This window comes from Larkinella fluvii (genome assembly GCF_051857545.1).
Lineage (GTDB): Bacteria > Bacteroidota > Bacteroidia > Cytophagales > Spirosomataceae > Larkinella.
In genome coordinates, this window is record NZ_JBPZHB010000010.1 from 275,049 (window position 1) to 287,019 (window position 11,971).

The 11,971-nt window shown below is 51.9% G+C and carries 8 protein-coding genes; 2 read left to right on the plus strand and 6 right to left on the minus strand.

Features of this window, described 5'->3' with window-relative positions:
• Window positions 1-4 precede the first annotated feature (4 nt).
• Window positions 5-3,040 (minus strand): tetratricopeptide repeat protein, encoded by a 3,036-nt coding sequence (locus ACS5NO_RS26415; RefSeq protein WP_439417916.1) that lies wholly within the window; start codon window positions 3,038-3,040, stop codon window positions 5-7.
• 105 nt (window positions 3,041-3,145) lie between these two features.
• On the opposite strand from ACS5NO_RS26415, the gene ACS5NO_RS26420 reads away from it, so the two are divergent.
• Window positions 3,146-4,999, plus strand: a complete 1,854-nt coding sequence (locus ACS5NO_RS26420; RefSeq protein ID WP_439417917.1) for a M61 family metallopeptidase — start codon at window positions 3,146-3,148, stop codon at window positions 4,997-4,999.
• Between the two features lies 1 nt (window position 5,000).
• On the opposite strand, the gene ACS5NO_RS26425 is transcribed toward ACS5NO_RS26420, so the two are convergent.
• Window positions 5,001-5,246 carry a hypothetical protein gene (locus tag ACS5NO_RS26425; protein ID WP_439417918.1) on the minus strand — a complete coding sequence of 82 codons (246 nt, stop codon included), beginning with the start codon at window positions 5,244-5,246 and terminating at the stop codon, window positions 5,001-5,003.
• 54 nt (window positions 5,247-5,300) lie between these two features.
• Here ACS5NO_RS26425 and ACS5NO_RS26430 point away from each other — a divergent pair, with 54 nt between their 5' ends.
• Window positions 5,301-6,368: a tetratricopeptide repeat protein gene (locus tag ACS5NO_RS26430; protein WP_439417919.1), complete on the plus strand. Its 1,068-nt coding sequence runs from the start codon at window positions 5,301-5,303 to the stop codon at window positions 6,366-6,368.
• 104 nt (window positions 6,369-6,472) lie between these two features.
• Here ACS5NO_RS26430 and menD read toward each other — a convergent pair whose 3' ends face one another.
• The 4 genes from menD to rpsO form a co-directional block, all read right to left on the minus strand.
• Window positions 6,473-8,224 carry a 2-succinyl-5-enolpyruvyl-6-hydroxy-3-cyclohexene-1-carboxylic-acid synthase gene (menD, locus tag ACS5NO_RS26435; protein ID WP_439417920.1) on the minus strand — a complete coding sequence of 584 codons (1,752 nt, stop codon included), beginning with the start codon at window positions 8,222-8,224 and terminating at the stop codon, window positions 6,473-6,475.
• Between the two features lie 109 nt (window positions 8,225-8,333).
• Window positions 8,334-9,197 (minus strand): sigma-70 family RNA polymerase sigma factor, encoded by an 864-nt coding sequence (locus ACS5NO_RS26440; protein WP_038118528.1) that lies wholly within the window; start codon window positions 9,195-9,197, stop codon window positions 8,334-8,336.
• Between the two features lie 118 nt (window positions 9,198-9,315).
• Window positions 9,316-11,457, minus strand: a complete 2,142-nt coding sequence (gene pnp / locus ACS5NO_RS26445) for a polyribonucleotide nucleotidyltransferase (RefSeq protein WP_114406603.1) — start codon at window positions 11,455-11,457, stop codon at window positions 9,316-9,318.
• A 198-nt stretch (window positions 11,458-11,655) separates the two neighbouring features.
• On the minus strand, window positions 11,656-11,931 hold the full coding sequence (gene rpsO / locus ACS5NO_RS26450; protein ID WP_114406728.1) for a 30S ribosomal protein S15: 276 nt from the start codon (window positions 11,929-11,931) through the stop codon (window positions 11,656-11,658).
• Window positions 11,932-11,971 lie beyond the last annotated feature (40 nt).

The window sequence follows — 11,971 nt, forward strand, 5'->3', positions numbered from 1 at the left end:
CCGATCAGTTTTTGCTATCGATGGCGGCCAGTTTTTGCTTAGCCTCCGCAACAATCTCCTGATTTTCAGCATTTTCGATAATGGAATTCAGCACGGCTTTGGCCTGAGCGATCTCGTTTTGCGCCACGTTGTTGTCGGCAACCAGAATGAATCCTTTGCCCTTCCAGTAGTCGTACTGCGCAAAATCGGAGTTGAACCGCAGCAAAGCGTCGATGGATTCCTTGTGCTTTTTGGTCCGGTACAGAATATCGGCGATCCAATAATTGGCTTCGGCTCCCTGTTCATCTTTGGCCAGGGCGATGGTTTTGTCGAACTCGGTGGTCGCCTGTTTGAAATCCCCTTTGGCGTAGGCCACTTTCCCGAGCATCAACTGCGCCCGGTTTTGGGCACCCGGCACCACGTTCCCCATCGACAACACTTCTCGGGCCGATACCTGCGTCGAGTCATAATTGCCCGTTTCGTAATAGGTATCCATCAAACCCAAAACCGCCTGCGACTGTTCGTTCTTGCTTTTCGACTGCGCCAGCACCGTGCGGTAGTTCCGAATGGCGCGCGGGTAATTCTTCTGCTGGCGTTCGACTTCAGCCGCCCGGGCAGCCGCGCGGGTCACAAAATCCGATTTGTTGTCGCTAATGACCAGGTAATAATACCGCAGGGCATTCGGTAAATCGCCGGACCGGAAGTAGGAATCAGCCAGGTAATACCGGGCTTCATACACCAGCGGACTTCCCGGATTGTCGTCGATAAAGCCGAGCAAAGTCGTCACCGCCTGTGCATATTTCTCATTGAAATATAGACTCTTAGCATTTTCATACTCAACCTTTTGTACATCCGTGCTGCCGGGATTATTCTTCTTGTAACTGGACAGGGTACTGCTGAATTCTTCCGATCTACCGGCATCACTCAGGGCGTTCTGCAAACCGAGCAACGCACCCGGTGCCGATGGGCTTCCGCCAAACTGATCCAGAATCCGTTTATAATCCTGAATCGCCGGTTCGTAGACCTGGAGGTTGGTGTTCGCCGTCGCCCGTTTCAACAAGGCCGCCGGAATCAGGTAGCTTTTCGGTTTGTCATTGATCAGCCGGCTAAACCCGCGGATAGACTGCTGGTAAGCGCCTTTCTCAAAGTCCACATTCGCCATTTGAAACAACGCATCATCCGCATACCGCGAATTGGGGAATTGGGTCAGTACTTTTTCAAACTGGGCTTTGGCTTCCACGTCGCGCTCCATGAAGGCCAGAATCAAACCCTTCTGAAAGGTGGCATAATCGCGGTCGATGCGACCCTGCGCGATGGCATTGTCGTAAAACCGCATCGCTTCGTTGTAATTCTTGGTCGCAAAATAGCTGTCCGCCACCCGAACCGTCGCATCTTCCAGCGCCTGTTTGTCGGAACTCCCGGATTTGGAAATGAAATCCCGGAAATACGTAATAGCCTGCGGATAGTTCTTTTTATTGTAGGAAGCATAACCGAGGGCGTACAAACTCTTGCCCTGCAAATCACCCGAGACATTCCCGGAACGCATGGCCTGCTGGTACAACGGAATGGCCTCATCGTATTTCCGCATAGCCGAGAAGGTTTCCGCTTTCCAGAACAGGGCGTTGTTGCGAAGATCGGAATCGACCGGATATTTCAGAGATTTATCGAAATTGGCAATCGCCTGGTCGTAGCGTTCCGCGTTGAAATCCGTCACGGCCTGGTTGTAGGTGATGCGTTGGTATGACGCGTTGATCCGCGGAGTCCGCCGTTTCAGTCCTTCGATGTACGAAATGGCGGCCGCATTGTTATTAGACGAGAAATACGCTTCGCTAAGCAGTTCGTTCGACTCGTTTTCGAACTTGCTGTCGGGATAGCGTTTCAGGAAATCCGTAAATTCTTTTACAGCATCACCGCCATTGTTCAGATCGAGCTGGAGTTTGGCGTGATTAAAGGCCGATTCCTCCTGAATGGGCTTGTTGAAATTCAGCCGGGCCGACTGATCGAAGGCGTTCAGCGCAAACGTCGGGTTGGCGGTTTGCAGGTAACTGATCCCCAATCGGTAGGCCGAATACTGGGCAATCGTATCTTTTCCCGCCGAGACATTTTTCAAAGCCGCGATGGCCCCGGTATAATCCCCGGTTTTGAACAACGCGTCGCCGTACCGGAACTGAACCGCCGGGGGAACGCTTCGACCCTTGATGTTACTATATTGTTTGTAATACGGAATGGCTTTGGCAAAATCGCCTTTTTTGTAGAGAACCTCAGCGGTAAACAGCGCCACCTCGGCCAGTTGGGCCGCATTGCCCCGGTTCCGTTGCAGCAACGGCTGGGAATAGGCCAGCAAGTCGTCATACCGACCGGCTTTGTACATCGACTGCACAATCCAGTTTGGAATTTCGTTCTGATAGGTCGGGTCCTTTTCAATCCGCTTGAAATCGGCAATGGCTGCGGTATAATTGCCCTGCCGGAAATTGATGACACCGGCATAATACGAGGCCGATGCTGCCTGTGCCAGACCAGGATCCTGTTTGATCTGGTTCAGCAAGGGCAAAGCCGCCCGCAAATCCTGCTTCGAATAGTAGGCCATCGCCAGGAGATACTTGCTTTCGGCCTGGCCGTTTGCGTTCTGGCTTTGCTTGATGGCTTTTTCCAGAAACGTGATCGCCCGGTCGTAGTCGCCTTTGTCGAAGTAGTATTTTCCCAGATCGCCATACAAAAGCCCGGCTTTCGGGTGTTCGCGGTGGGTTTTCACAAACCGGTCCACCTGAACCTCCGCTTCCGGAATGTCGAGATACAGACCCGTCAGCGCAATGTAGTATTCCGCCGAAACCGCATTCTGATCACTGATGTTGGTAATGGGCTTTTTGCGGTCCAGGTATTGCAGGAATTCCTGGCGCGCTGCCGCATAGTTATTTTTTTCAAACCACTCCAGCCCGTTCCTGAACAGGACGTCGGGTTCGGTGTAACTGAGGGTTCGTTGGGCGGTTGCCGGCATTGCCAGCACCGAGCAGGTTAATAAAACCGATAAGTGGAATGCCTTTCCAAACTGGGTCGGACGCATACGTTGGGGTTAAACAGATTTTCTTTATCGTAGTTACGTTATTACTTTTGTCAGTCGTAAGAACGGGTTTCTACCATCTGAAAACGAAAGTACACGCATTTCCGTATGAAAAAAAATCATTGGCTTTTCTTTTTACTCTGCCTGCCGGCTTTCGTCCGCGCGGCTTTTCCGGCACCGGAATCCACTTTGGTCCCCCCTTTCGCAACGACTCCCTCCATTATCTATACCCTGTCGATGCCCGAACCCCAAACCCATTATTTCGAAGTGGAAATGCGGGTGAGCGGAGCCTCTACCGATTCCAAAACGGGCTCTAATGATTATATCGACGTTAAAATGCCGGTTTGGACACCGGGCTCGTACCTGATTCGGGAGTATGCTAAAAATGTGGAAGGGTTTCGGGCCTCGGCGGGCGACAAACCGGTGCGTTCCGAGAAAATCCGGAAAAACACCTGGCGGGTTTATTCCACGGCCAGCCCGCTGACGATTCGCTACAAAGTCTACGCCTATGAACTTAGCGTACGGACCAGTTTTATCGACGAATCCCACGGGTATCTGAACGGTGCGAGCATTTTTCTGTACATTGATCACCTGCGAAACCAGCCCCACCAGCTCCGGATTCAGCCGTACAAAGACTGGAAAAAAATCAACACCGGTCTGGCGGCTGTCGCCGGACAACCCAATACGTACGAAGCCGCCGATTATGACGTGCTGGTCGACAGCCCCATTGAAATTGGAAACCAGCATACATTTACCTTCACGGCAGCCGGTGTTCCGCACACGGTGGCGGTATACGGCGAGAAACTGTACGACGAAACCCGGCTGGCCGACGACATGAAACGGGTTTGTGAGGAAGCCTTCAAGGTCATTGGTGAGCATCCCTGTAAAGATTATACCTTTATCATCCACCAGACGCCCACCGGCGGGGGCGGTTTGGAACACGCCAACTCCACGACCCTGCAAATTACCCGAAACGCGTTTTTGAACGGTCAGCTTTATCAGAATCTGTTGAGTCTGGTCGCCCACGAATACTTTCACCTCTGGAACGTCAAGCGTATTCGGCCCAAAGCCCTCGGCCCGTTTGATTACGAAAATGAAAATTACACCCATCTGCTGTGGGTTTCAGAAGGCATCACGACCTTTTACCAGTCCATGATTCTGAAACGGAGCGGTTTTCTGACGTCAGAAGCCTACCTGCGTTCCGTGGGCAATGAAATCTCCGGCATCGAGAATTTACCCGGAAACGAGGTGCAATCGGTGACCGAAGCCAGTCTTGACGCGTGGATCAAGCTGTATCGGCCCAATGAGAATTCGATAAACAGCACGATTTCGTATTACAGCAAAGGCAGTGTCCTCGGCGGTTTGCTGAATCTGGCGATTCTGTCGAACACCAATGGCCAGAAAAACCTCGATGATGTGATGCGGCTCCTCTACACGACGTATTATAAAAAGCTGAAACGCGGGTTTACGGATGACGAATTCCAGCAGGCCGTGGAACAGGTTGCGGGCCGGAACCTGGATGATTTCTTTCAGAAATACGTGTTCGGAACCGACAAAATTGATTACAATGCGTTTCTGAATCCGGTCGGACTGAATCTGGTGGACGCCAGCGCCAGCAAACAGGACGCCTACCTGGGGGCGATGACGAAATACGCCGATGGCAAACTCACGGTTTCCGCCGTTCGGCGCGATTCCCCCGCCTGGATCAGCGGATTGAATGTCAACGACGAAATTCTGTCGATCGACAACCGGCGGGTGAATAACGATCTGGACAAAATACTGGACACCCATCACCCCGACCAAACCATTCAGGTGCTCGTGAATCGGGGTGGTGAACTAAAAACCGTATCCGCCAAACTGACGGGAAATCCGCTGGCCGCTTTTCGAATCGAGCCGGTTGCGAATCCGACGGACGGGCAAAGGGCGTTGTATAAAAAATGGCTCTCGGTGACGAGCAGTTAGTCTAGTATTCGTGCCGTTGAATGGTTTCCATAAAATCCGCGTGCATCTGGCCGAATCGTTCGTTCACCCGTTGCATGAACGGTTCATCCAGTAACTGGATCACTTCTTCATCGGAACTGACGTCCATTTCACTGATCTTGTAGGTTTGCTCATACAGCCCGGCTTCGATCTTGATCAGGTATTTGTTGTTCCAGAAGTAGAGACCAATCCGAAACGCCGGATGCGAAATTTCTTTAATATACCGCATTTTGTTACCATTTAACAGTGTTAGGTTACTTATTTAATGCCAAATTACCAAATCATGGCTCCCATCACTTCCCATACACCCTTTCGTAATTCAACATTCGTTATTCAATATTCGCTATTTATTATTCATTGTTCTTTATTATTCGCCTGTTCGAACTCGGATAAGGACGAATCCGCGCTTTTTTTTCAACGGGGAAACGTTTCGTTTAAAACTGGCGAATACCGGCAGGCCATCCGGTTTTACAACGAAGCGATCGAAAAAAATCCTGATTTTGCCGATGCCTACAACAATCGCGGGTTGGCGCAGTACCGGCTCGGCGATCTCCAGGCGGCTCTGGCCGACTACGACCGGGCGGTTGACAAAGACGCCGAATTCTGGCAGGCCTATTTCAACCGCGCCGAAGTTCGGTCGGATCTGAACGATCTCCAAGGAAGTAGCGACGATTTGACCAAAATTCAGCCGGTTTACCGGGATTCGACCTATTATTACGTACGGCTGGGCAATCTGCAGGTCAAACAAAACCGCCTTTCAGCGGCTCAGTCTGCCTACGAAAAAGCCCTGGCGCTGAACCCCAAAAACGCCGAAGCCCTGACCAACCGGGGCGTGTTATATTTCAACCAGAAACAATACGACCTCGCCAAAACCGACTTTCAGCAGGCAACTCAGGTCGATCCGAAACAACATTTTGCGTTCAACAACCTGGGGCAGATTTTAAGCCGGGAAACGAAATACGCCGAAGCCCTGCAACTGACCGACAAGGCGTTAGCGCTGCAACCCACCCAGCCTTATTACCTCAACAACAAAGGCTATCTGCTGCTCCAAACCAATCGTCCGGATGATGCGCTGAAACTCATTCAGCAATCCATCAAACTGGATGACCAGAACGGCTGGGCACACCGGAATCTGGGTCTTTATTATATGGCCAAAAGTCAGCCCGCTCAGGCCATTACAGCCCTGAAAGAAGCCGAGCGGCTCGATGCCTCGGTGGAAAATGTATATGCCTATCTCGGTCAGGCGTATCAGCAGGCGGGTGATGTGACACAGGCGTGTCAAACCTGGAAAATTGGCGTCAATGCGGGCGATGAACTGGCGAAAGAGCAAATCACCCGGTTTTGCCATTAGTTTATTTCGAACCTGAAAACGGGGACTCTAATCGTTTTTTTAACAGCCCACGGTTTCCAACCGTGGGTTTAGAGAAAATCGGAATATAGATTTAAGAAACCGTTTTAACGGTTTTGTCGATCTAAAAAGGTTTCCTGAACCAGTTGTTTATACCGCTGAAATTGTTCAGCATTTACACGCCGGTCCGTTTCAATTTCCAGCAATTTACCCCGATCACCCTTTGAAAAAAAATCCGCCAGGACGGTTTTTAAATCGCCATACGAGGCCACTTTCGTATATGACAGACCGGCATCTTTTGCCGTATTTTCGGCCGAGAGCGGTTGGCTCGTTTCAAAATACGCACTGAGTTCCGGCTGTTTGGACGGCCCGTCGATGATCCGGAAAATGTTGCCGCCGTGGTTGTTGAGCACAATGACGCGCAAATTGGCCGGAATCAGGTTGTTCCACAGGCCATTCCGGTCATAAAAGAAGGCGACATCGCCAATCAAGGCCGTCACGAGTTGATCCGTCGTCAAAGCCGCGCCCACTGCCGTACTCAAACAACCGTCGATGCCGCTGGTTCCGCGATTGGCAAATACCTCCACCCGCTGATTTTCAGGCAGTCCGCAGAAATTGACGTAGCGCACCGGCATGCTGTTGGCCACATGAAGCTGACTCTCCACCGGCATCGCGTCCAGAATCCGCTGAATAACCGCCCACTCGTGAAAAACCGTCTCGTCATTCAGAAATTGACTCAGCAGTCGCGTCGCTTTCCGATCCAGGGTTTGCCACTGTTCCTGAAAATTGTCGTCCGAATCCTCATCGTCATTGCTCACAAACCGCTGGTAATCAATATCCGAAAACAGTTTTTCAAAAAAAGCCGTCGGTTCATACGGGATCAGGCGCGTCAGGGACTGAAACGGATCGGCCAGGCGGTGGTGCGGCTGAATCTGCCAGTGTGCCCTGGGCTGATGATTCCGCAGGAATACTTTGAGCTGTTTCGAAATGAACGACTGTCCACAGGTAATGAGCAAATCCGGTACGAGGTTGTTTTTCAATTCTTCATTGGCAGAACTCAGAAAAATATCCTGCTGCGTAATGAACCCTCCATTGCGAGGCAGATTCGAAATCACATCGCCCAACACCGGAATCCGCCATTCTTCGCTGATCTTTTTCAGAATCGCCAGCAAGGCCGGATCGTGCGGCCCCTGTCCAATGGCAATCAGTTTCCGCTCGGCGGTTTCCCACTCCTCCTGCAGCCGGTGCCAGGTTTCTGCTGGCAAAGCCGGAACCGCCGTCAATTGTTCAATCACCCGAACCGGTTCATACTGGAAAATTTCGTCCCCAACCGGATACAGCGGTTCGCGCAACGGAATGTTGATGTGTACCGGACCGCGCGGTTCCGCCCACGCCAGATCGACGGCTTCGTTCGTCGCCCGTTCGGCAAACCAGCGGGCATCGGGGTGGACAAAATCGGCGGGCAGTTCGAAGGCCTGTTTGACGTGTTTCCCAAAAATGTCGGTCTGGTAAATTGTTTGACCGTCCTGTTGGTGCGTCCATTCTTTGGGCCGGTCGGCGGTCAGGATCAACAGCGGTATTTCCTGAAAGTAGGCTTCGGCCACGGCGGGGGCCAGGTTATAGACCGCACTGCCGGATGTACAGACCAGAATCACCGGCTGACGAAGTTGCTGCGCCAGGCCCAGGGCAATAAAACCGGCGGAACGTTCGTCGGCCACGGCGCGGGTGGTCATTTCCGGATGACGCGCCAGGGCCAGGGTGATGGGTGCGCTGCGGGAACCGGGCGAAATGATGGCCTGCCGGATGCCCTTGCGGACACACAATTCAACGAGATTCAGTACATGCTGATGAATAGCCACAACAATCGGGGGTTGATAAAAACGAAATCGCAAAAAAAAGCCGAGTCCGCAAAGTATCTCTGCATTCCCGGCTTTTTCTTTACGATCTCGGCGTATTCTTATAATTCGTCTACCCCAAATACGTTTTCAACGCTTTGGAACGGGACGTATGCCGCAGACGGCGGATGGCTTTTTCCTTGATTTGCCGAACGCGCTCCCGGGTCAGGTTAAATTTCTCCCCGATTTCTTCGAGCGTCATGGCGTGTTCACCATTCAGACCGAAATAGAGCGTGATGACATCGGCTTCCCGTTGGGTCAGCGTCGACAGGGCGCGTTGTACTTCTTTCCGCAAGGAGTCGTTGATCAGGCCCGAATCCGGTTTGTCTTCGCCATCGTTTTCGAGAACGTCGAGCAAACTGTTTTCTTCGCCCTGCACAAACGGCGCATCCATAGACACATGCCGACCCGAAATTTTCAGCGTATCGACCACTTCAGCCGCCGAAATCTCCAGCACGGCGGCCAGTTCTTCCGGTGACGGTTCGCGTTCGAATTTCTGCTCCAGGTCGGAGAACGTCTTGGAAATCTTGTTCAGGGAACCTACCCGGTTCAGCGGCAGACGAACAATCCGGGACTGTTCGGCCAATGCCTGCAGAATCGACTGACGAATCCACCAAACGGCGTACGAGATAAATTTGAACCCCCGGGTTTCGTCAAAACGCTGGGCGGCTTTGATCAACCCGAGGTTTCCCTCGTTGATCAGGTCACCCAATGACAAACCCTGGTTTTGATACTGTTTTGCTACGGATACAACGAACCGGAGGTTGGCTTTGGTCAGCCGTTCCAGCGACAACTGGTCGCCTTCCCGGATTTTCTGGGCCAACTGAACCTCTTCGTCGGGCGTTAATAAATCCACTTTACCAATCTCCTGCAAATACTTATCAAGCGATTGGCTCTCGCGGTTGGTAATCTGTTTTGAAATCTTTAGCTGTCTCATGTACGGAATACTGCCTTCCGGCAGTCCGGTTTTAATACTACTTCATCGGCTGACCGCCTACGCAAGTCCAATTGGTAACGAAATCATAAACTGATTCTGTACACTGAAATGTAACAAATCAGGCTGGATTTTTGTTCACGGGCCTGGGCAGTAGTATTTTCCGCGAGAGACGGTATTTTCCGGTTTTTTTGTCGACTTCAATCAACTTCACCCGTACCTCTTCACCCACTTCGAGTACGCCATCCATGGTTTCCAGACGATCCCACTTGATCTCGGAAATGTGCAATAACCCATCTTTGCCCGGCAGGAACTCAACGAACGCTCCGAACGGCATGATGGTTTTTACTTTTCCATCGTAAATCTCGCCCACTTCCGGAACGGTGACGATGCCCCGAATCCGGGAAACCGCTTTGTCCATGCCGACCTGGTTGGTCGAGAAGATGTTAACATACCCGGCATTGTCTTTTTCTTCGATGACAATTGTCGTACCGGATTCTTTCTGAATTTCCTGGACCACTTTACCGCCTGGCCCGATTACGGCGCCAATAAACTCGCGGTCGATCTTGATGGTAATCGCGCGCGGGGCATGCGGTTTCAGTTCCGGACGGGGCGCCGTCAACGACTTGTTCATTTCGCCCAGAATGTGCAAACGACCGGCTTTGGCCTGATGCAGAGCCTCAGTCAGCACCTCGTACGACAAACCATCGACTTTAATGTCCATCTGGCAGGCGGTAATACCGGCTTCGGTACCCGTTACCTTGAAGTCCATATCGCCCAGGTGGTCTTCGTCGCCCAGGATATCGGACAGAACGGCGTATTTACCGGCATTGTCCGTGATCAATCCCATCGCAATCCCGGCCACCGGTGCTTTGATTTTCACCCCGGCATCCATCAGCGCCAGTGTTCCGGCGCAAACCGTGGCCATCGATGACGAACCGTTGGATTCCAGAATGTCAGAAACGATCCGGATCGTATACGGATTGTCGGCTTCGGGAGGCAGTACTTTCTTCAACGCGCGGTGCGCCAGGTTTCCGTGACCGATTTCCCGGCGACCGGCACCCCGGTTCGGTTTCACTTCACCCGTCGAAAAGCCCGGGAAGTTGTAATGCAGCAGGAATTTGGAATAACCTTGCAGCATGGCCTGATCGACGATCTGCTCATCCATTTTCGTACCGAGCGTCACCGTGGTCAGCGACTGGGTTTCACCGCGAGTGAACACCGCTGAACCGTGGGCCGAAGGCAGGTAATCGACTTCGGTCGTGATCTGGCGGATTTCGTCCAGCTTCCGGCCGTCCAGGCGATAGCGCTCATCGAGCACCAATCGGCGGGAGGCTTCCCACTGGACATCGTGAAAATAGGTTTTCGCCAATGACAATTTAAAGCCATCGACGTCGCCATCCGGGAAAAGAATATTCTTGAATTCGTCGAAAACCGCTTTGAACGATTCGCTGCGAACTTTCTTATTTTTATTCGCCTGCAGGGCCACCGCGTAAACTTTGTCGTAACACTGCTGGTGAACCAACTGACGGAGTTCTTCGTCGTGCGTTTCGTGGCTGTAGACCCGCTTCTCCTGTTTGCCAACGGCGGCTTCCAGTTCTTTCTGAGCGGCACACTGCAATTTGATGACTTCGTGAGCGGCTTTAATGGCCTCGACCACTTCTTCTTCCGAACACTCGTTCATCTGGCCTTCGACCATACAAACGTCTTTCGCCGTAGCGGCCACGATCAGGTCGAGCGTTGCCCGTTCCAGATCGGAGGTTTTGGGGTTAATCTGATAAGCGCCGTCGATTTTAGCAACCCGTACTTCGGAAATCGGCCCGTTGAAGGGAATGTCCGAAACCGCCAGGGCGGACGATGCCGCCAAAGCCGCCAGGGCATCCGGCAGAACTTCGGCATCCGCCGAAATCAACGTGATCATGACCTGGGTGTCGGCATGATAATCTTCGGGGAAGATGGGGCGCAGGGCGCGGTCAACCAGGCGACTGATCAATACTTCGTGATCGCCCAACCGGCCTTCCCGGCGCTGAAAGCTACCCGGAATGCGACCGGAAGCCGCGAATTTTTCCTGATAATCAACGGAAAGGGGCAGAAAATCTGCGCCTTCTTTTCCTTCTTTATTCGAGACCACTGTTGCCAGCAACATGGTATCGCCCAACCGAACAACTACGGCACCATCGGCCTGACGGGCCAGTTTGCCCGTTTCGATGGTGATGGTACGTCCGTCTGGAAGGTTAATGGATTGCGTGATGATTTGTGACATACTTTAGAGAATAATACACGACTGCCGCTTTATAAACCGATTGTTTCTACTGAAAGACCGCAACTATACTAAACTTACTCGCAGACCGCTTCGTCGGACCATCCGAACGTAAAAAAATCTAAAAAACAGCGTAAATAGGAAACGTAAAACATGAAATCAGGGAACCGGTTTGAGGGGTTCCCTGATGCAAAGAAGGAATTACTTCCGGAGACCTAATTCGACAATGATGGCCCGGTAACGACTAATATCTTTTTTAATCAGATAATCCAGCAACCGACGGCGCTTTCCTACCAGTTTCAGCAGGCCAAGCCGGGTGCCATAATCGTGTTTGTGCTTTTTCAGATGCTCTGTCAGGTGGTTAATCCGGAATGTGAACAGTGCAATCTGAGATTCAGCCGACCCAGAGTCTTCCGCAGTTCTGTTGAACCCCTGAGCAGCAAAGATTTCTTGCTTTTTCTCGGTATTTAAATACATCGTCAGATAGCTAATAGTAATGAAAAAATGAATGAAATGC

Bases quoted from the DNA above. Each gene is read 5' to 3' on its own strand.
- ACS5NO_RS26415 (WP_439417916.1), bottom strand. From the start codon at position 3,040: ATGCGTCCGACCCAGTTTGGAAAGGCATTCCACTTATCGGTTTTATTA.
- ACS5NO_RS26420 (WP_439417917.1), top strand. From the start codon at position 3,146: ATGAAAAAAAATCATTGGCTTTTCTTTTTACTCTGCCTGCCGGCTTTC.
- ACS5NO_RS26425 (WP_439417918.1), bottom strand. From the start codon at position 5,246: ATGCGGTATATTAAAGAAATTTCGCATCCGGCGTTTCGGATTGGTCTC.
- ACS5NO_RS26430 (WP_439417919.1), top strand. From the start codon at position 5,301: ATGGCTCCCATCACTTCCCATACACCCTTTCGTAATTCAACATTCGTT.
- ACS5NO_RS26440 (WP_038118528.1), bottom strand. From the start codon at position 9,197: ATGAGACAGCTAAAGATTTCAAAACAGATTACCAACCGCGAGAGCCAA.
- pnp (WP_114406603.1), bottom strand. From the start codon at position 11,457: ATGTCACAAATCATCACGCAATCCATTAACCTTCCAGACGGACGTACC.
- rpsO (WP_114406728.1), bottom strand. From the start codon at position 11,931: ATGTATTTAAATACCGAGAAAAAGCAAGAAATCTTTGCTGCTCAGGGG.